Here is a 20,569-nt window from a genome sequence, read left to right as displayed (position 1 = left end):
TCAGGAAAGGACGTGAGCATGTATGCCTGAATCCGAAACGGTGATCAGACTGGAAGGAATTTCGCAAGTTTATGTCAGCGAGCGTGAAGCATCACTGGTTATCGAAAATTTGAATCTTCAGGTCGAGCAAGGAGAGTTCGTTAGTCTTGTCGGCCCAAGCGGATGTGGTAAAACGACATTGCTGTCGATCATCGCCGGGCTGCTCACACCGACCGCAGGCGAGGTCAAGGTTAAAGGGAAACGCATCGAAGGCCCGTCTGCCCAGATCGGCTATATGCTGCAACAGGATTATCTGTTTCCATGGCGCACCATTTTGGATAATGCCCTGATCGGACTTGAACTGACAGGTACGCTCAATGAACAGAGTCGTGAGCGCACACGTGAGCTGCTGGCAGGTATGGGTCTGGCTGGCACCGAAGCCCAGTATCCTTCCGAGTTATCCGGGGGCATGAGGCAACGGGTGGCTTTGGTACGTACACTGGCTACGGACCCGGGAATACTGTTGCTGGATGAACCCTTTTCCGCACTCGATTATCAAACCAAGCTGCAGCTGGAGGATCTGGTCTCGGACACATTGAAGAAATCCGGCAAAACCTCGGTGCTTGTTACCCATGATCTGTCGGAAGCTATTGCCGTCAGTGACCGCGTCATCGTGCTTGATCGCAATCCGGGGCGCATTCGGAAGCAGTTTATCATTCCCGAAGATCTGCGGAACGCACAGCCTTTTCACGCGAGGGAGCAGCCAGGGTTCAATGAGCTGTTCCAGGCGTTATGGAGTGAACTGGATCAGTCCGGAGGAGGTGAGAAGAACGGGTGAATCAGACGAACCAGAAGCAGGAGATGCGTGATGATTGGATGAGACAGCTGCACCAAAGTCATATTCAACAGGTTGCCAGATGGCGACATAAAGTGCTGGCGGTGCAGCTGTCCATGCTGGTGTTTATGTTTTTGCTGTGGGAACTGGCGGGAAGGTTGCGCTGGATTGATGTGCTTTTGTTCAGTTATCCGAGCAAAATTTTCAATCAGATCTGGAAGGATATCGTCAGTGGAGAACTATGGGCGCATGTTGGGGTAACCGTTGGGGAAACGGCAGTCGGCTTTTTGCTGGGGACACTCGTCGGAACACTGCTTGCGGTTCTGATCTGGTGGTCTCCTTTTTTGTCCAAAGTGCTTGATCCCTATATGGTTGTGTTCAACAGCATGCCCAAAGTAGCGCTGGGTCCAATCTTTATCGTTATGTTTGGTGCAGGATTTACGGCCATTGTCATGACGACGTTATCCATTACAGTCATTATTACTACACTTGTCGTGTATAACAGCTTTAATGAAGTAGATCAGAACTATATTAAGGTTATCCGTACGTTTGGTGGCGATCGCTCCGAGATTTTCAGCAAAGTCGTATTGCCCGCTTCGTTTCCTGCCATTGTCTCTACCTTGAAAGTAAACGTGGGCATGGCCTGGGTCGGTGTGATTGTGGGTGAATTTCTGGTCGCCAAGCAGGGATTGGGCTATCTGATCATCTATGGATTTCAAGTGTTCAACTTTACCCTTGTTTTATCGAGCTTGTTGATTATTGCGGCTGTAGCCACAGCGATGTACCAACTCGTTGTATATGTAGAACGAAAGCTGCTGGCAGGACGCAGGTAATTCTGCACAGCATGTGTGTGCAAAATAGAACGCTTCATGATATGTATACAATTTCACAAGAGGTGTCACGTTGCCGTAACCTGTAAAATCAAGTACCATACTAATACGAATATTCCGCGCAGTCCGGAATGAATGCGACGATTGGAGAAGAGGGCCCAGAGGCTTCTGTCGCATCAAACAAATTGCCAGCGTCCCTCATCCGGGGCGCGTTATTGAGACCGACATGCATATGCGTGTCGGTTGATGTCGTTTATGAGTGTAGAAGCGAATTGCGATATGCGGTTGTTTCGAAATGATTCTTTTGATTAGATAAGAAATGGTTTTTGGCAGGATGTGTAATACTAAGGATATGAGATATGACGATACACGCTGTCAGGCATTGGACAAGCGCTCACCTGGATAGGTATTGCTCGCTGGCTTTGACATTTTTGCAGCTTAGAGGAGAGGGAGTTAGATGGGTTTTAGGGTAATTAAAACCGCAATAGCCGCGCTGATGGCCGTGCTGATTGCGGACTGGTGCGGCTTGCCCGGACCAACATCGGCGGGCTTGTTAGCCATACTCGGCGTTGATGTGACACGAAAAAGAAGTATTCGCACCATATCTGCGAGATTTTTCGCTTCCGTAGTGGGGCTTTTATTTGCAAGTGTACTTTTTCACTTTCTTGGCTTCCATTATTGGGTGCTGGCGGTCTACATACTGATTGCATTCCCGGTTATCGTTCGGGCCGGATTCAAGGAAGGCATTGTGACGGGTTCTGTCGTGGTGTTCCGGGTATTTAGCGGCGGTGAAATGGACGTACAGGTGGTTTTGATCCAAATTGGGCTGCTGTTGATTGGTCTCGGTTCCGCGATGGTTGTCAATCTGGCCTATATGCCGGCTGCGGACCCGCAGATGCTGCGTATTCGCAAAAGAATTGATGAATTATTCTCGGTTATCTTCAAGGAGTTTGCAGCCACGCTGCGCAATCCAAACGAAGTATGGGCAGGAAAAGAGCTTATTGAAGCCGACAAGGCTGTACTGGGCGGCATTGAAGCGGCCAAACGTTCATTGGAGAATCAGGTCATCCACCCGAATGAGGGATGGAGTGTTTACTTTTATATGCGCAAAACGCAATTGGATTCCATCCAGCATATGATGCATCTGGTATCCCAGATCTATCAGAAGATGCCGCACGCCGAAATGGTATCGGAGCTGTTCGACCAGCTCAGTCAGGATGTGCTCACTGAATCTTACACTGGACGTACAGAAAAACTTCTCGCAGATGTGCAAGAAGAATTCAAGCAAATGGAATTGCCGGATACAAGGGAAGAATTCGAGATTCGTTCCGCGATTCTCCAGCTGTGCCGGGAACTCGCGCTGTATCTGAAAATAGCCAAGAAGGACAAAGCACCGTCTCCGGTATCGGACCGGTCCCAATCTACAAATGAATAATAGAAAATAGTTGTCACCCTAGACGGATGCCCTGCATACACTTGTAAAGAATGATTGTATGGAGGAGGTTTAAAGATGTCATTGAGTCATAAACATCAATGTAGAGAGATCATCACGAAGGCGATCTGCGGCAAAGGTCGTAAGTTCTCTACCGTAACACATACCGTGACTCCGCCACATGGTCCGACCAGTATTTTGGGGGCTTGGATTATCAACCACCAATATGAAGCCGTATCAGCGGGGGACGGAATTGAAGTTATTGGTACTTACGATATCAACATTTGGTATTCCTATGACAAAAATTCACAGACGGATGTAGCCAAAGAAACGGTGTCGTATGTAGAACATGTGCCTTTGTCCTATCTGGACCCGAAACACCGGGCCGCCACTGTGGAGGTATCTGCGGATGCAACGCAGGAACCAAGCTGTGTGGAAGCCACGGTGTCGGCAGGTGGAGGCAGCGTAATTATCCGGGTGGAACGGGAATTCGCTGTTGAACTGGTTGCCGAGACCAAAGTTTGTGTGAAAGTGTGCACGGATGGCTGTGGAGATTACGAAGACAAGGATTATGACTACGGCAGTGGTGATGGAGATTATGATGATCTCGATCCCGACCTGCTTGACGATGAGCTGTAAGCTCAGCGATCCGGATTCATAAACTTAAGGTATTATATGCGCCGCGAGCGGCAGTGAAGAGGGCGTAAGCCCTCTTTTTTCATTTTGGGCGACAATTGGGAGGAGGGACAGGATGAATGTGATCGATGAGGCCGAGGAGTCGGTGCGCCGATATGAACGCATGCTCCCTCGTGAACGGGCAGATCGACTGAAACGATCCGGAATTGAAGTACTGGCATCGCAGGGCAGGCGTGACCGGGAGTTGGGTCTGCGTGTACGTTACGATGTGGAGATATGTTGTCTGCAAGCGATTCGCATCAAACGTAGGGACACCAGTGGCATGGGGGGAGCGCAAGAACGTGTGCTGGATCGTGAAGCGGCATCAACGTTATTCAAACGCATTGAACGGCTTGCCATCAAAGCATTGTATACGGTTGGACTGGATCACGGCGCTGTAAGACTGGAAGCGTCAGGAAAGAGCGGTTGTGCTGTCATCTCGATTGACCCAAGGCCATGGAAGGGCATGACGGATCTCTCTGCCATGTACCGTGCAGGCTGGGAACAGCTTCAGTCCGAACTGGATGAAGAGCGGATTCGTAATGCAGCACCCATCCTTGGAATGGACCCCGAATTCCTGCTTGTGCAGATGCCAGAATCCAAAATCGTGCCCGCCTCCAGATTTCTCGAACGAACAGGTGTAGCTGGCTGTGACTCCGTAACGATCAATGGACGACGAATATATCCTGTAGCCGAACTGCGACCTGCCCCCAGCTCCGAGCCGCGTGAATTGTTGGCTCATCTGATGAGAGCTTTTGCGGCCGCATCGCGCAGTATTAGTGATCACTCGCTAATCTGGCAGGCAGGGGGAATGCCCCAGCGCGGCTTGCCACTCGGCGGACATATTCATTTCAGTGGCGTTACACTAAACGGGGAGCTGCTGCGTGCACTTGACAATTATCTGGCGCTGCCGCTTGCCGTTCTTCAGGACCCACGAGGTTCGGGCAGGCGTCCACGTTATGGGGTATTGGGTGATTTTCGACTGAAATCTTACGGTGGATTCGAATACCGCACGTTACCTAGTTTCCTGGTATCCCCTCTGGTTGCCAAAGGCGTTGTTGCTCTGGCTGGTCTTATCGCGAGAGGTTACCAACAATTGCTTCAACGTCCATTGGCGAAGGCTGTTATTCATACTGCTTTTTATGAAGGCAACCGTGAAGTGATGCAGGCGCATATTCCGGCATTACTGGATGATCTGACGCAAATGGATGGTTATAACCGCTATGAACGCTACGCCGCTCCATTAATTAGCCAGCTAAGACTGGGCAGGACGTGGGATGAGAGTCGGGATATACGCAAACTCTGGAATATTCGAGCAGGTTCATGAAGAGTGGGCACTTTTTTGGTATAATGAGAAATAAGTTGATTTTGATCATCGTTACGGAAGAAATGGAACAGCAACCTGTGAGGGAAGCGGCAGATGCCGAAACATGAGGCGGTGGCACGAATAAGTTGCCTGACCGCCTTATTGCTCCTTCCGGGACTGCTTTCTCTTCCTGACAACATTGGAACGGATGGAGGATACTCATGGCTCAGTATACGCCAATGATTCAACAATATTTGCAAGTGAAGGCCGAAGCGCAGGACGCTTTTCTTTTTTTTAGATTAGGTGATTTCTATGAAATGTTCTTTGAAGATGCAGTTAATGCTTCTCGTGAGCTAGAAATTACATTAACAGCACGCGCAGGTGGGGGAGAAGACAAAATCCCGATGTGCGGTGTGCCTTATCATTCGGCTGACAATTACATACAGCGCTTGATTGAAAAAGGATACAAAGTAGCCATCTGCGAGCAGATGGAAGATCCGACAGTAACCAAAGGCATGGTACGGCGAGAAATTGTACGAGTTATAACACCCGGAACGGTAATGGAAGGCAAGACCTTGGGGGATAAGTCCAATAACTATATGGTTTGCCTGACAGGGAACCAGAACACCATTGCACTGGCTGCCTGTGACTTGTCCACAGGGGAGCTATACGTCACCTCTGTTCCATACTCGCAAGAGTGGCTTAAGGATGAGATCGGGATCTACGAACCTTCGGAGCTGGTGGGTGATGCTGCGTTGCTGGATACGGTGGCTGTCCAGTCATCTCCAATTGGTCGGCCTGTAGTATACACACCATGGACGAAGAGTAAGGAAGATTTGGTGCGTCAGCAATTCGGCGAAGCGGTATGGGCACGTTTGGAGCCTGAACGTCAAGCCTGTATAGCGCGGCTGTTCTCCTATTTAAGTGAGACACAGAAACGTTCACTTGGACAATTGACACAGGTTTCAACGTATGAGCCGGATCACTTTATGATTCTGGACCCCTTCACTCGGCGTAACCTGGAACTGGTGGAAACCGTACGTGAACGTTCGAAAAAAGGTTCACTGCTCTGGCTCCTGGATCGCACAGAGACGTCCATGGGTGCCCGGATGCTGCGCCGTTGGGTGGATAAACCCTTGCTGCAAAAAGGCAAAATTAATGAACGTCTGGAAGCGGTAGATACGCTGTATAACCAGTTTATATTGCGGGAAGATCTGCGTGCAGAACTCAAAGACATCTACGATCTGGAACGCCTGGTGGGGCGGATTGCCTTCGGTAACGCCAACGGTCGGGATCTGAATGCACTGAAGATGTCACTGGACAAAATTCCAGGGCTACGTCAATATTGTGCAGATTCGCCTTCCAAGACGCTGCAGCACATTGCTGGCATTATGGATGATTGCAGTGATCTGCGAGATGCAATCGGTCAGGCTATCGTTGATGAACCGCCTGTATCTGTGCGTGATGGCGGCTTAATTCGTGAAGGGTACCACGAGCGGCTGGATGAGCTCCGGGAAGCCTCGGTGAATGGTAAGCAGTGGATTGCTGAACTGGAAGCCAGAGAGCGTGAAGCGACTGGCATTCGCTCGCTGAAAATCGGTTACAACAAAGTATTTGGGTACTATATTGAAATTACCAAGTCGAACCTGGCTTCTCTGCCAGAAGGCCGTTACGAACGGAAACAAACGCTTGCGAATGCTGAGCGTTATATTACACCGGAACTGAAAGAAAAAGAGACGCTGATTCTGGAAGCTCAGGACAAGATGGTCGATATTGAGTACGGCTTGTTCGCGGAATTACGGGAACGGCTCAATCAGGAGATCGCCAGGCTGCAGAAGCTGGCTGAGCTGGTCGCGGAGATTGATGTGTATCAATCCTTTGCCGTCATCAGTGCAGAACGCAATTTCGTACGGCCTACATTGACCGATGGTTACGATCTGGTCGTGGAGCAGGGGCGCCATCCGGTGGTTGAAGCAGTGATGCGAGATGGAGCTTTCATTGCCAACAATACTGCGATGCAGAAGGAAGAGGCGCGCATTCTGCTGATTACCGGTCCGAATATGGCGGGGAAAAGTACGTATATGCGGCAGGTGGCGCTGATTTCGATTCTGGCACAGATCGGCTGTTTCGTGCCAGCTGGGCAAGCTGAAGTGCCGATTATGGATCGTATTTTTACACGGATTGGTGCGGCAGACGATCTCATCGGCGGACAAAGTACGTTTATGGTGGAGATGGCCGACATTCAGGTCATGACGGACAAAGCAACACCACGCAGTCTGATTATTATTGATGAATTGGGTCGGGGAACGTCTACCAGTGAGGGAATGGCGATTGCCCAGTCTGTCATCGAATATGTGCATGATATCATTGGGTGCAAAGCGCTTGTATCAACCCATTTCCATGAGCTTGCTCATCTGGAAGAGAGTTTGGACAAGCTGGCGAATTACTCCATGGCCGTTCAGGAGAGTGGGGACAAGGTTAATTTCCTGCGTAAATTGATCGCCGGGGCTGCCAGCAGCAGCTACGGAATCTATTGCGCACGGCTTGCAGGTCTGCCGGACAGCATCATTGAGCGGGCGAATGGCTTGTTACACGGTTTCGAACATGCGGCCGCTCAGGTTGCGGTTGGAAGTGAATTTGCCGGGAAGGACAAGCAGCAACGTGATGACCATGATCAGCGCGTGGAGTTCCAGCCGACAGATCATTCCTCATTAATCCGTGAAGGTGAGTCTGCGGAAACTGTTGAATTGGCTGTTGCAACTGAAGCTCCAGAACAGAAACAACAGGACAAAAAACAAATTGGGAAGCAGCAGTCAGTCTCCAAACATGCTGATGTGGTTCAACTGTCCATCTTTGGGGATGAAGAGCCAAGTGTAACTCCGAAAACGGAGGTTGTTGCCCTTGACAAGCCTGCCCGGGAGTTTATTCGTAATATGAAGGATATTGATGTAATGAACATGACGCCACTTCAGGCGATGCAAATACTGAATGATCTCAAATTAAAGGCACAGCAATTATCCTGAGTATAGGGGAGGGGAAATCCTGTGGCGAAAATTCATGTGCTTGATGAACATATTGCCAACCAGATTGCGGCAGGTGAGGTGGTCGAACGGCCAGCTTCAGTCGTTAAGGAGCTGCTCGAAAACTCGGTGGATGCAGGCGCCTCCAAAATTGATGTTACGGTGGAAGAGGGCGGACTGCTCCGTATTCGGGTCAAAGACAATGGTTCCGGTATCGAACCGGAGGATATGGAAAAGGCCTTCTATCGTCATGCAACCAGTAAAATAGCTCATGGCCGCGATCTGTTCCAGATCACAAGTCTTGGATTCAGGGGAGAGGCCTTGGCGAGTATTGCCGCTGTCTCCAAGGTGGAAGTGTTATCGGCCAGCGGGAATGACGGGCGAGGGCGCCGAATCGTGATTGAGGGCGGTAAACTTCTCTCACATGAGGATGAAACCTCACCCCAAGGCACGGACTTTGAGGTAAAAGAACTATTTTTCAATACGCCAGCTAGGCTTAAATATATGAAAACGATCCAGACTGAGTTGGGGCATATCTCGGATGTTCTCTATCGCATGGCGATGTCTCATCCGAATATCTCGTTCACGCTGCGACATAATGAAAATACGCTGCTTCAGACGCTGGGCAATGGGGATCTGCTGCAAGTGGTTGCGGCAATCTACGGTACAAGTGCCGCCAAAGCGATGCTCCCCATTCAGGGAGAGAGTCTGGACTATCATGTGAGTGGGCTGATCAGTTTGCCGGAATGGACTCGTGCGAATCGTGGCGGCATGTCGACCATTGTAAATGGACGATTTATTCGAAATTATGGGCTCAACCAGGCTATTTTGAAGGCGTATCATACGCTGCTGCCCATTAATCGGTTCCCGCTTGTCGTGGTGCAATTGGAAATGCATCCGTCCCTGGTTGATGTGAACGTGCATCCGGCGAAGCTGGAGGTTCGTTTCAGCAAGGAAGCGGAGCTGTACGAGTTTGTGGAAACGACACTGCGTGGAATCTTGCGGAAGGAAGTGCTCATTCCACAGGTAACCAAGCAGCAAATCAGACGTGGAGATAACAGTTCCTTTATCCAGGAACAATTTCTGTTCCCCAGAGGTCCTTTAAAGGACGAAACAGAATCCGCGGGGTATGGGCAACAGGGTCCATTAGGGATAACTGCTGGCCTCGATAAAACGACTTCAGAGGACGATGATCTGGATGCTCCGGCTGATGTGCAATCACTTTCTGATGGAAAAGGTGAGGGCCAGATGCTGCCTTTGCCTGAAGCTCCACCCGAGATACCACCAGCCTATGATCCATTTGGGATGTTAAGCGGGGACCCAGGCTCTAATGATGTTCTGAAGCAAAATTATAGTCCTGACGAAAATTCCCATAGTGATCCAGCTTCTGCTGTGGGTGGAAATACCGGTGCTGCTACAGATCGTGCTGCGCAAGATGCCATACCTTCAACTGAGGATAAGGGGATATCGACTTCACACGCTCAGGCTTCTACGTATCGTTCCAATTCGGTGAATTCTCCGGTCAGAGAAGGACGTTCATCGTATAATCCATCTGCGGTGGCTGCAAAAGGAGAGCGAAGCTGGAAGGCTCCAAATTTACCGGATTCGGCAAGGTTGGCATCCGCCGTTAAGTCGGATGCTTCTATGCCTGCGTTTCCCGAACTAAGCCTGATTGGGCAGCATCACGGGACGTACTTGATTGCACAAAATCAAGATGGTCTATATCTGATTGATCAGCATGCGGCTCATGAACGGGTGAATTATGAGTATTACTACGAGCAGTTTGGCAATCCGGCTCAGGCTTCGCAGGAGCTGCTGCTGCCCATTACACTGGAGTTCACACCATCCGAGACCGAAAAGCTCAAAACAAGACTGGCTTGGTTCGAGCAGGCGGGTGTGTACTTGGAACATTTCGGTGGGCAAACTTTCCGGGTCCGTTCCCATCCGTTCTGGTTCCCCAAGGGGGACGAGAAAGACATTATTGAAGAGATGTCAGAATGGGTGCTGAGTGAACGTAGTATTGATGTTGCCAAGATGCGAGAAGCGGCGTCTATTATGTGCTCTTGCAAGGCTTCTATTAAAGCCAATCAGAAATTGACGGATCAGGAGGCGGAAGTCTTGATTCAACGCCTGGGTTCCTGCCGTCAACCGTATACTTGTCCACATGGGAGACCGATTGTGGTGTCATTTTCAACCTATGATCTGGAGAAATTGTTCAAACGGGTCATGTAGCTATTTAGGAGGAAGTTATGTATATTACAACCGGTGAAAAGGAAGCAGGCCACCTTGTGGAACGTGCACGAAACCTGGCGGAAACAACAGGAGGGACCTATGTACCGCGCAAAAAAATGTCTTTACCTGCACTGACTGCACATTATGGGATAGATGAAATTGTAGTTGTGCTTCAGGGCAAAGTTCGTTTATTTCGTCCGGATTCACCGCTGCTTGAGTTTCACCCCAGTATGGGATTTGTTCGGGCCAAACGTGTGTTAAATGGAGAAGCTGATCCGATGCTGGACGCAGGGGCGATCCTGGAAGGGGATACCGTTATCGATTGTACAGCAGGATTGGGCACCGATGCACTGGTATTCTCGGTTGCTGTAGGCAAAAGCGGTCGGGTCATCGCCTGTGAAAGCTCACTCCCACTGTACACCTTATTGGTAGAAGGCATGTCTCAATACGAGAGCATTAAGCCTGCGGTAAACGAAGCTTTCCGGCGTATTGAGCTGCGGCATGCGAATCATCTCGATTTGCTGCGTTCCTTGCCAGACCGAAGCTGTGACACGGTATATTTCGATCCGATGTTTCGTGAACCAATGCTTGATTCAAGCGCCATACAGCCTTTGCGAGATTATGCAAATCCAAGTGCACTGGATGAACAGAGTATTATTGAAGCGAAACGAGTTGCCCGCAAGCGGGTAGTGATGAAAGAGAAGCGCGGCAGCGCAGAGTTTACGAGACTCGGTTTTGAAGTGCACGACCGGGGCAATGCAAAAACACTGTACGGAGTGATTAATGTTGAAAGCGGAAGTTAAACCGAAGCTGCTTGTGCTGGTCGGACCAACAGCAGTAGGCAAAACGAGAATGAGTATTGAGCTTGCACAGGCGTTCAATTGCGAGATTATTTCGGGGGATTCCATGCAAGTATATCGCGAAATGGATATCGGGACAGCCAAAATTACTCGCGATGAAATGAAGGGTGTGCCCCATCACCTCATCGACATCCATGAACCGGAATACCCCTATTCCGTGGCGGAATTTCAGGAAAGCTGTACACGTCTGATTGGGGAAATCCATGAGCGCGGCAAGTTGCCTTTTATTGTTGGTGGTACGGGTCTGTATGTGGAATCGGTATGTTATGGCTTTCAATTCTCGGACAGCGGCTCGGATGAAGCGTTCCGGGATGAACAGTTTCGTTATGCAGAGCAACATGGCCCGCAGGCGTTACATGATAAGCTGAGGGTCATTGATCCGGTTAGTGCAGAACGACTGCATCCGAATGACCAGCGCCGAATTGTTCGTGCACTGGAGATCTATCACCTTACTGGTGAGAAGTTGTCCGAGCAGCTGGCTTCCCAGAAAAAAGAGTCTCCATATGACCTGCTTATTGTGGGTTTGACCATGGATCGTCAGAAGCTGTATGCCCGCGTGGAAGAGCGAATTGATCTTATGATCGAGCAGGGTCTGGTAGATGAGGTCAAGTCCTTACTGGAGCGCGGCGTAGCGAGAGGGCATATCTCCATGCAGGGGCTCGGTTATAAGGAAATTGCGGCTTATCTTCAGGGTGAAGTAAGCTGGGATGCTGCGGTGGAGTGGCTGAAAAGGGATACGCGTCGTTTTGCCAAGCGGCAATTGTCCTGGTTCCGTCATATGAAGGACATCGAATGGGTGGATATGACGGAAACCGAAGATTTTGCAGGGAATTATGCCGAAGTATGTGAGATGATCAAACGCAAGTTTGACTGAATATAGAAGGTGGAATTTGCCACCTTTTTAGGACTTTAGAACCTCTATCTTTTAGCAATAAAAGGTAGAGGTTTTTACTTTTTTATATAAAACAATGTCAATATATGAGGAAATAATCGGAGATCTATACAAATTTAAACAAAGAAACTCATTGTGAAAAAATAACATAAATATTAAAATGTATTCAACTGACAGGCTAATTGATTTTGATTCTAAGCTAAAGTGGGAAGGGGGAAGATTTTATGAGTGCAGAACCGAGCGGAGTGGCAAGTTTATATCTCTTTTTCTCAGGGTTATTTGGAATTGCCTTTGCCATTGGAGGTCTTATCGCCTTAATTTGGTTAATTATCGTTCTAATCAATACCAATACATACCTGAAACTCTTAATCAATGATAGAAAAAATCGGAAAAATATTACGTTATTCAGAGAAAAAGAGAAACCGTATACAGATCCGGAAAATTGGAAGGGAATCGTGGGGAAAGGTAGAATTTGTCCCTCTTTTGCAATTCTGACAAGCGGTGTATAATGGATAAGTCTTCTAGTTGCAAGCGAAGCTCAGGCATAGGTGCAAAATAGCAGGCAAGGGGTTTTTGTGGATTATATGAATCCGTTCATGATATAATAGCACGAAAGCTACTCAGCGATATTGAATATTACTTAATCACGAATTCAAATGAACCAATGGGGGTACGGCTAATGAACAAGTCCATCAACATCCAAGATACGTTCTTGAACCAACTGCGGAAAGAAAACATTCCAGCTACGGTCTATCTGACCAATGGCTTTCAAATCCGCGGAACGATCAAGGCATTTGACAATTTTACGATCGTCATTGACAGCGACGGACGCCAGCAAATGGTCTACAAGCACGCCATCTCCACGTTCACGCCGCAACGCAGCGTATCGCTGATGCAGCAAGATAATAGCGGCGAAGCTTAAAAAATTACGAAACCTTTTTATCAACCATTTCGTCTACAAGTATAGGAATTGAAACAGAGCAACCTGAATAAGGGTTGTTCTTTTCATTCCGGGCAAAATAAGCTCAATGGAGCTTGAGCCAGCAGACGAATAGAAATTATGCAATTGAAAGGGAGTCAGGAGGTAACATGCCAAACGATCCGTTGTCGAGGTCTAACAATCGCAACAGTAATAACAAGTCAACCAAAAAAGCGAAGCCAAAGACCTCTAAAAAGAAAAAAATTACGGGTAAACGCGTTGGATGGACACTGTTTTTCACCATGGCCATCGCCATATTCTGTGCACTGGGTGGATATTTATTTATTATGGTGAGTGGCGAAAATCTGCTCAAAGCCAACATGGACAAAACAACAATTAATGAAACTTCAAAAGTATATGACCGCAACGGCCAGTTAATGGGCGAGTTGTCCATTCAGAAGCTGGAGCCGGTCAAAGAAGAAGATATTCCGGATTTAGTAAAGGAAGCTTTTGTTGCTACGGAGGATAAACGATTCTACGAGCATCAGGGCGTGGATATCTGGTCCATCGGACGTGCGGCGGTAAAAGACGTCATGGCCCGCTCCATGGTGGAAGGTGGCAGTACGCTGACACAGCAGCTTGCGAAAAATATGTTCTTGTCCCGTGACAAGACCTTCTTCCGTAAAGCGACGGAGGTTTCCATTGCAATGGCATTGGAACGCAAGTACACAAAAGACGAAATTCTGACGATGTATCTGAACCGGATTTTCTTTGGTCATCAGCGTTATGGAATTAAGGCAGCGTCTGAATTTTATTTTGGGGTGTCTGACCTTAATGAGCTGAAGATTTGGCAAATTGCTACGCTGGCTGCGATGCCTAAAGGGCCTTCTGCCTATAACCCGCTGAGCAATCCCAACGATTCCAAGGCCCGTCGTGGTGTGGTATTGCAGCTGATGTATGAGCAAGGTTACATCACCAAGGCGGAAATGGATGAAGCCAAAGAAGTAGATTATGATTATACACCGCCTGAGAAAGAGCAGAAATATCAAGCCTTTATCGACTATGTTCTTCGTGAAGCAGAGAAAGTGACTGGTAAAACGGAGGATGATCTGAATATCGGCGGGTACAAAATTTACACGACGATGGATGCTCAGGCTCAAACAGCCATGGAGAGTGCGTTCTCGGATGATAGTTTGTTTGAGTCAAGCAAAGATGATCAGCAGGTTCAAGGCTCCATGGTAATTATGAACCATGAAAATGGCAGTCTTGTCGCCTTGCTGGGCGGACGGGATTATCAAACGAAGGGCTATAGCCGGGTAACACAGAGCCGCAGACAGCCTGGATCGGCATTCAAACCGATTGTGAGTTATGCACCGGCTCTTGAATCAGGTAATTACAATGCAAACTCACCTCTCAGTAATGAAAAGCAATGCTTCGGGAATTACTGTCCGGGTAACTTGCATGGGTATTCTTCAACCATTAGCATGACGGATGCCATTACAAAATCGGAGAACATCCCGGCAGTATGGCTCCTGAACAAAATTGGTGTGAATACAGGTGTTCAGTTTGCCAAAAGCGTAGGTATCCAGCTTACGGATGAAGACAAAAACCTGGCGATTGCGCTGGGGGGGCTTAGTAAAGGTACGAATACGCTGGAAATGGCGCAAGCCTATAGCGCATTCGCCAATCTGGGTGAGTACCAGCAGGCGTATTCCATTAAGGAAATTAAGGATAGCGCGGGGAAAACGACCTTTAAACACGATAAATCGGAAACAACGCGTGTCATGAGTGAGCAGAATGCGTATTCCCTGACTCAGATGCTGCAAAATGTAGTAAATGACGGTACAGGTCGTTCGGCGCGTCTGGATCGACCGGTTGCAGGTAAAACGGGAACCGTTCAAAGTGGTATTTCCGGCAACAGTTCCAACCGTGATGTTTGGTTTGTCGGATACACGCCAGAATGGACAGCTGCCGTATGGATGGGTTACGACAATCCCGATGCAACCCATATGCTCAAGAATAGCAGTAAGCTGTCAGCTGCGTTCTTTGCCAAAGTAATGGGGGATGCATTGAAAGGCGTTCCTGTGAAGGACTTCAAAGCTCCAGCAGGAGCCCAGACACCTCCGCCGGAAAAAGAACCGGAACAACCAACACTTTCAGTGAGTGGTTTGAATGGTTCGTATGATCCATCTACGCAAACTGTATCGCTGAATTGGACTTCAACGGGAGATTCCTCGACACAGTATCGGATTTACAGAAAAGAAACATCTGAGGGACAGTTCACTCACCTCATTGATGCTGTTGGTTCGACCAGTGCGCAGGATCTAAGTGCACTCCCTGGTCTCACTTATGAGTATTATGTGACAGCCTATGATCTGGCTTCAGGACAAGAGACGGATACGTCCAATACCATATCGCTGATGATTGAAGCAGAGGAATTGGAACCACAACAGCCAGATACGGGCACGGAGCCAGGAACGGAACCGGGTACAGAGCAGCCAGGAACAGAAAATCCAGACAACGGTTTGCCGGGGAATGGAGGTTCTGAGGGTAACAATGGCAATGGAAATGGAAATGAAAATGGCAACAATGGCAACAATGGTAACGGGAATAATGGAAACAACGGCGGGACAGGTCAAGGGAACGGACAGACCGGAGAAGGAAATACACCACCAGGACAGGGAACAACAGAACCTGGAGGTACCGGTGAAGGTTCCAATGATGGGTCTGTAACAACACCGGGTGAAGTAGTCACGCCACCAGATAGTGGGAACAACGGTAACAGTGGAGAAACGAATGCACCGACAGATTCTCAAGCTGGAACTGGCGGTTAACAAGAATAAGCCGCATTAAATAATTACAACCAAAAACCTGCTCCCCTCATATTGGGGAAGCAGGTTTTTGGTGTTTGTAACATTTGAAGTTGAACGAGAGCGCTCTAACAGATGAGGCAAAGCTTGATTTTGAGTGTATAACTTAAATATGGTAAGCTGTAACTATTCGTAATACGTTGTGCAAAGCGGATTCCGGGACTTGTGGAATCGGTAATGCGGACGTTATTCGCTGTTCACCAATATCAGCAGGTCACGGACCTGTGGTCGGCAAAGAGGGGTTCGTATGAAACGGAAATTCGGGGACCGCGCGAACTGGCGCCGGATTACGAACCGACAATTTACATGCCGGTTCGTTCAATCCAAAATTTTTACGGGTTACATTACGTTGTATACGATACAAGATTTGAAAGAGCCTTTATGGAAAACCTATGGAGGGAGCACCTTCTGCATTGCGGATAAAGGTTATTCCTGGTTGCAGTATTATCCGAAAGGCGAGCATTTTGTTGTTACGGCCATGTTTGACGATCAGGAGCGGATTGTTGAATGGTACATTGATACATGCCGCAGCCAGGGCATAACCGATCAGGGTGTCCCGTGGTTTGATGATCTGTATCTGGATGTCGTTGTCCTCAAAGATGGAGAAATATTTTTGCTGGACGAGGATGAACTTGAAGATGCTCTTTCACGTAAGCACATTACGACGGGGGATTATGATCTGGCGAACCGGACAGCAAAGGATTTGTTGCATGCCATTGATGCACATGTGTTTCCATATTTCCAACTGTCCTTGAAGCATAGACAAACCCTGTTTGAGAATGGGGAGTTCCGAAAAAATATTCAGATTTGAGTCATGGAAAAGTTGCAGAATTCTTCTCCATCCTTCTAATATTAGAGCACCTGATAGAATACATTAATAATCAGGAGAGTTCAGCCCGATAAAATAGAGGTGATGGCGAATGAACGGACGGGTCATGGCTGCAGGAGGGCAACCGGGAGGCAGACCATCCAGACAAATTAATGTTGTTTTGCGTAACCAGGAACCTCAGATGCTGGTCAAAGAAGAAGAGACAGCCATACAAGCAGCAAAAGGCTTAGCTAAACATGCGCATTTTCAAGAAATTCAAGGTGAGTTAGAGCAACTGGTTGGACTGGAAAATATCAAGGATTTAGTATTTGAAATCTATGCTTTCTTACAGATTGCCCAGATGCGTACCGAGGCTGGATTGATCAGTGGGGCGCACGTGTATCATATGATTTTCAAAGGCAATCCGGGAACCGGAAAAACAACGGTAGCACGAATTGTTGCGAAGCTTTTTCAGAAGATGGGTGTATTGAGTAAGGGTCACTTGATTGAAGTGGAACGTGCAGACTTGGTCGGAGAATACATTGGGCATACGGCACAGAAAACCAGAGACTTGGTCAAGAAGGCATTGGGCGGAATTTTGTTTATTGACGAGGCGTACAGTCTGGCTCGCGGGGGCGAGAAGGATTTTGGGAAGGAAGCGATCGACACTCTTGTGAAGTCAATGGAAGATAATAAGAATCAATTTATCCTCATTTTGGCGGGATACTCGGAAGAGATTGATTTTTTTCTACAGACGAATCCCGGATTACCTTCCCGTTTTCCGATTCAGGTTGAATTTCCAGACTATAGCATTGATCAATTGATTCAAATCTCCGAGATTATGGCCAAGGAACGTGACTATATTCTCATGCCACAGACCATACTCAAACTAAAGCAGCATCTGCTTCAGGAAAAAAATGAATCTCTTCATGCGTTCAGCAACGCCCGATATGTCCGAAATGCCATTGAACGATCGATACGCCATCAGGCAGTTCGACTATTGGAACAGTATACCCAAGGGAGTCCGGGAAAACTGGAGCTGATGACCATTCGCACAGAGGATTTGAAGTTTGAGCAAAAGTAAGCGATAATATAATTTTTAATGCAGCCGGCCGGGTTAACCGGTTCGGCTTAAAGCATGCCATGTAAGCATGGTGGCACAGAATATATACGGAAACGTAAGTAGAAGGAGTGAATATACACGATGACAAATGGCACACATGATACAGATATGGTGAAGAAGGATCGCGCTGTGTTGGTGAGTCTGGTTACCGATGAGGTCAAACGTTCGGGTATTAACCCGGAGTACTCCCTTGAGGAGTTGGTAAAGCTCGCCGAGACGGCAGGTGTGGAAGTGCTGAGTGTATTGTCACAGAACCTGAAAACCCGGGACACCAAATGGTTCATTGGTAAGGGGAAAGTGGAAGAACTTCGTGCAGTAGCTGAGGAAATGGGAGCAACAACAGCTATTTTTGACCAGGAACTGTCCGGTGCTCAAGTTCGTAACCTGGAAGAAGCGTTGGATCTCAAAATTATTGACCGTACCCAGCTGATTTTGGATATCTTTGCGCAGCGTGCCAACACGAGAGAAGGTATTATCCAGGTTGAACTGGCTCAGTTGAGCTATTTGCTGCCACGTTTGTCGGGTCACGGCAAGAATTTGTCCAGACTTGGCGGCGGAATTGGAACGCGGGGTCCGGGTGAAAGTAAACTGGAGACAGATCGTCGACATATTCGTGGTCGCATTGATGACTTGAAGCGTCATTTGGAAGAAGTGACACGTCATCGCAAGCTGCACCGGGAGCGTCGCAAAAAGACGGGGATCGTTCAGGTAGCGCTTGTAGGTTATACGAATGCGGGTAAATCCACCTTGCTTAAACAATTAACGGCGGCAGATGTGTACATTCAAGACCAGCTGTTTGCCACACTGGATCCAACCTCTCGGACGATGGAACTGCCAAGTGGTAAAGAAATTGTACTCACAGATACGGTTGGCTTTATACAGAACCTTCCTCATGATCTGATTGCGGCTTTCCGTGCAACGCTGGAGGAAGTGAATGAAGCGGACCTTATATTACATGTGGTCGATGCATCGTCTGCAATGCGTGAAGATCAGATGAAAACGGTACACACCATTTTGCAGCAACTGGGTTCAGGGGACAAGCCTCAATTGGTATTGTATAACAAAAAGGATGCTTGTACGCCGGAGCAGCTTGAAATGCTTCCTTTGGATAAAGAACATATCAAAGTGAGCGCTCTGGATGCTGAGGACTTGCAGAAAATTCGGGAGCTTATTCAGGCTGAATTGACCGGAGACACGAAACGGTTCCGTATTCCGGCTGAGCGTGGAGATCTTACGTCTGTACTTTACAAAATTGGTGATGTGGTTGAGACCACATTTGAAGATAATGATGTAATTTATGAAGTGGAACTGCAAAAAGGCGAATATGAGAAATTCGGTTATTTACTTGAAGATTTCATACAACTGTAACATCGATGACATATTTGTATGATAAGTTGACACGATAATTGATATTTGACGTCAGATTCGTGCTATGAAGGGGAATGAAGCAAGATGGCAAGCTTTGATTCAGAGATTATTGAACTTCAACAACAGGTTGAACGCCAGATTGAGGGGCAATTGCAACAGATTGATCGGATCACCGATCATAACCAGTGGAAAGTAATCAATGCGTTTCAACGCAGAAAAGTCAGTGATTTTCACTTTGCGGGTTCAACGGGTTACGCGTATAACGATCGCGGGCGTGAGGTGCTTGATGAAGTATATGCCGATGTGTTTGGTGCAGAGGCGGCACTGGTGCGTCCGCATTTTGCATCAGGTACACATACTATTGCTACAGCTTTGTTCGGTGTGCTCCGTCCAGGTGACGAGTTGTTGTACATTACGGGTAAGCCCTATGACACATTGCATAAAGTCATTGGCAAGCCTGGTGATGGAACAGGATCGTTACGGGATTTCGGCATTGGTTATCAAGAGACGGCTCTGTTAGAAGATGGCGGAGTAGATTGGGCAGCGGTCGAGAAAAGCATCCATGCAGCGACAAAAGTCATTGGCATTCAGCGCTCCAGAGGATATGATTGGAGATCTTCCTTCTGTATTGAGGAAATCGCTGATATGGTTGCACGTGTAAAGGCGATCAAGGAAGATGTCATCGTATTTGTGGATAACTGTTATGGTGAATTCACGGAGGAACATGAACCAACTGAAATCGGGGTAGACCTGATGGCAGGATCACTGATTAAGAATCCCGGTGGAGGTCTGGCGGAAACCGGAGGATACATATGCGGGAAGGAAAAGTACGTACAATTGGCAGCCTATCGTCTGACTGCTCCCGGAATTGGCGGTGAGGTTGGTGCGATGTTGGGAACAACTCGTGGCATCTACCAAGGACTTTACATGGCTCCGACAATTGTGGGACAGGCCATTAAAGGGAGTATATTCGCTGCAGCGATGTTTGCTGCATCCGGATTTGTAACCAAACCGGCATGGAACGAAATGCGTACAGATCTGATTCAAGCTGTTCAATTCAGTTCGGCCGAGCATTTAATTGCCTTTGTGCAAGGAATACAGCGGGCTGCTGCAGTAGATAGCCATGTTGTTCCTGAACCGTGGGACATGCCGGGTTACGAGCATCCTGTCATCATGGCGGCAGGTACGTTTATACAGGGCGGAAGCCTTGAATTATCTGCAGATGCGCCTATCCGTGAGCCTTATATTGGCTATATGCAGGGCGGTTTAACGTACTCTCATGTTAAATATGGCGTTTTGATGGCACTACAGACCATGAAAGAACGTAAATTATTGTGAGTTTATCTAACACATCATTGACACTTAGTAATAACTAAATGTACAATAGAGTGAAGAATAGATGACTGGAAGGTTGATGAAT

At 48.0% G+C, this 20,569-nt stretch carries 16 protein-coding genes; all 16 read left to right on the top strand.

Annotated features, from left to right (window positions below; genetic code table 11):
• Positions 1-22: 22 nt before the first annotated feature.
• The 16 genes from MKY42_RS20205 to MKY42_RS20130 all read left to right on the top strand — a co-directional run bounded on the left by MKY42_RS20205 (position 23) and on the right by MKY42_RS20130 (position 20,487).
• Entirely contained in the window at positions 23-817 is a 795-nt protein-coding gene (locus MKY42_RS20205; RefSeq protein ID WP_090900123.1) for an ABC transporter ATP-binding protein, read from the top strand.
• A gap of 23 nt (positions 818-840) precedes the next feature.
• Positions 841-1,647 carry an ABC transporter permease gene (locus tag MKY42_RS20200; protein WP_063563212.1) on the top strand — a complete coding sequence of 269 codons (807 nt, stop codon included), beginning with the start codon at positions 841-843 and terminating at the stop codon, positions 1,645-1,647.
• A 454-nt stretch (positions 1,648-2,101) separates the two neighbouring features.
• Positions 2,102-3,079, top strand: coding sequence for an aromatic acid exporter family protein (locus MKY42_RS20195; RefSeq protein WP_090900120.1), 978 nt, complete (start codon positions 2,102-2,104; stop codon positions 3,077-3,079).
• Between the two features lie 75 nt (positions 3,080-3,154).
• Positions 3,155-3,715, top strand: coding sequence for an outer spore coat protein CotE (locus tag MKY42_RS20190; protein ID WP_076289080.1), 561 nt, complete (start codon positions 3,155-3,157; stop codon positions 3,713-3,715).
• Positions 3,716-3,827: 112 nt separating this feature from the next.
• Positions 3,828-5,078 carry a hypothetical protein gene (locus MKY42_RS20185; RefSeq protein ID WP_339844188.1) on the top strand — a complete coding sequence of 417 codons (1,251 nt, stop codon included), beginning with the start codon at positions 3,828-3,830 and terminating at the stop codon, positions 5,076-5,078.
• A gap of 200 nt (positions 5,079-5,278) precedes the next feature.
• Entirely contained in the window at positions 5,279-8,080 is a 2,802-nt protein-coding gene (gene mutS / locus MKY42_RS20180; protein ID WP_090900117.1) for a DNA mismatch repair protein MutS, read from the top strand.
• Positions 8,081-8,101: 21 nt separating this feature from the next.
• Positions 8,102-10,309, top strand: coding sequence for a DNA mismatch repair endonuclease MutL (gene mutL / locus MKY42_RS20175; RefSeq protein WP_090900114.1), 2,208 nt, complete (start codon positions 8,102-8,104; stop codon positions 10,307-10,309).
• Between the two features lie 17 nt (positions 10,310-10,326).
• Positions 10,327-11,112 carry a class I SAM-dependent methyltransferase gene (locus MKY42_RS20170; protein ID WP_076289083.1) on the top strand — a complete coding sequence of 262 codons (786 nt, stop codon included), beginning with the start codon at positions 10,327-10,329 and terminating at the stop codon, positions 11,110-11,112.
• On the top strand, positions 11,093-12,043 hold the full coding sequence (gene miaA, locus MKY42_RS20165; RefSeq protein ID WP_179264207.1) for a tRNA (adenosine(37)-N6)-dimethylallyltransferase MiaA: 951 nt from the start codon (positions 11,093-11,095) through the stop codon (positions 12,041-12,043). The genes MKY42_RS20170 and miaA overlap by 20 nt, the downstream gene beginning before the upstream one ends.
• A gap of 242 nt (positions 12,044-12,285) precedes the next feature.
• Complete coding sequence (locus tag MKY42_RS20160; protein ID WP_339844182.1) at positions 12,286-12,570, top strand: hypothetical protein; 285 nt, start codon at positions 12,286-12,288, stop codon at positions 12,568-12,570.
• Between the two features lie 170 nt (positions 12,571-12,740).
• Complete coding sequence (gene hfq, locus MKY42_RS20155) at positions 12,741-12,983, top strand: RNA chaperone Hfq (protein WP_017687918.1); 243 nt, start codon at positions 12,741-12,743, stop codon at positions 12,981-12,983.
• 167 nt (positions 12,984-13,150) lie between these two features.
• Complete coding sequence (locus tag MKY42_RS20150) at positions 13,151-15,814, top strand: PBP1A family penicillin-binding protein (RefSeq protein ID WP_339844180.1); 2,664 nt, start codon at positions 13,151-13,153, stop codon at positions 15,812-15,814.
• A 283-nt stretch (positions 15,815-16,097) separates the two neighbouring features.
• Positions 16,098-16,661, top strand: a complete 564-nt coding sequence (locus MKY42_RS20145) for a DUF402 domain-containing protein (protein ID WP_024630470.1) — start codon at positions 16,098-16,100, stop codon at positions 16,659-16,661.
• A 109-nt stretch (positions 16,662-16,770) separates the two neighbouring features.
• Positions 16,771-17,742, top strand: coding sequence for an AAA family ATPase (locus MKY42_RS20140; RefSeq protein WP_109998339.1), 972 nt, complete (start codon positions 16,771-16,773; stop codon positions 17,740-17,742).
• 120 nt (positions 17,743-17,862) lie between these two features.
• Positions 17,863-19,149 (top strand): GTPase HflX, encoded by a 1,287-nt coding sequence (gene hflX / locus MKY42_RS20135; RefSeq protein ID WP_339844174.1) that lies wholly within the window; start codon positions 17,863-17,865, stop codon positions 19,147-19,149.
• Between the two features lie 84 nt (positions 19,150-19,233).
• Positions 19,234-20,487, top strand: a complete 1,254-nt coding sequence (locus tag MKY42_RS20130; RefSeq protein ID WP_179264211.1) for a methionine gamma-lyase family protein — start codon at positions 19,234-19,236, stop codon at positions 20,485-20,487.
• The last annotated feature ends 82 nt before the right edge of the window (positions 20,488-20,569 follow it).

It is taken from the genome of Paenibacillus sp. FSL W7-1088, assembly GCF_037969855.1.
GTDB lineage: Bacteria > Bacillota > Bacilli > Paenibacillales > Paenibacillaceae > Paenibacillus.
The sequence above is the reverse complement of the archived record's forward strand: the minus strand, read 5'-3'. Positions and strand labels throughout refer to the sequence as shown.

Coding starts and splice junctions, on each gene's coding strand:
- MKY42_RS20205 (WP_090900123.1), top strand. CDS start 23: ATGCCTGAATCCGAAACGGTGATCAGACTGGAAGGAATTTCGCAAGTT.
- MKY42_RS20200 (WP_063563212.1), top strand. CDS start 841: ATGCGTGATGATTGGATGAGACAGCTGCACCAAAGTCATATTCAACAG.
- MKY42_RS20195 (WP_090900120.1), top strand. CDS start 2,102: ATGGGTTTTAGGGTAATTAAAACCGCAATAGCCGCGCTGATGGCCGTG.
- MKY42_RS20190 (WP_076289080.1), top strand. CDS start 3,155: ATGTCATTGAGTCATAAACATCAATGTAGAGAGATCATCACGAAGGCG.
- MKY42_RS20185 (WP_339844188.1), top strand. CDS start 3,828: ATGAATGTGATCGATGAGGCCGAGGAGTCGGTGCGCCGATATGAACGC.
- mutS (WP_090900117.1), top strand. CDS start 5,279: ATGGCTCAGTATACGCCAATGATTCAACAATATTTGCAAGTGAAGGCC.
- MKY42_RS20170 (WP_076289083.1), top strand. CDS start 10,327: ATGTATATTACAACCGGTGAAAAGGAAGCAGGCCACCTTGTGGAACGT.
- miaA (WP_179264207.1), top strand. CDS start 11,093: ATGTTGAAAGCGGAAGTTAAACCGAAGCTGCTTGTGCTGGTCGGACCA.
- MKY42_RS20160 (WP_339844182.1), top strand. CDS start 12,286: ATGAGTGCAGAACCGAGCGGAGTGGCAAGTTTATATCTCTTTTTCTCA.
- hfq (WP_017687918.1), top strand. CDS start 12,741: ATGAACAAGTCCATCAACATCCAAGATACGTTCTTGAACCAACTGCGG.
- MKY42_RS20150 (WP_339844180.1), top strand. CDS start 13,151: ATGCCAAACGATCCGTTGTCGAGGTCTAACAATCGCAACAGTAATAAC.
- MKY42_RS20145 (WP_024630470.1), top strand. CDS start 16,098: ATGAAACGGAAATTCGGGGACCGCGCGAACTGGCGCCGGATTACGAAC.
- MKY42_RS20140 (WP_109998339.1), top strand. CDS start 16,771: ATGAACGGACGGGTCATGGCTGCAGGAGGGCAACCGGGAGGCAGACCA.
- hflX (WP_339844174.1), top strand. CDS start 17,863: ATGACAAATGGCACACATGATACAGATATGGTGAAGAAGGATCGCGCT.
- MKY42_RS20130 (WP_179264211.1), top strand. CDS start 19,234: ATGGCAAGCTTTGATTCAGAGATTATTGAACTTCAACAACAGGTTGAA.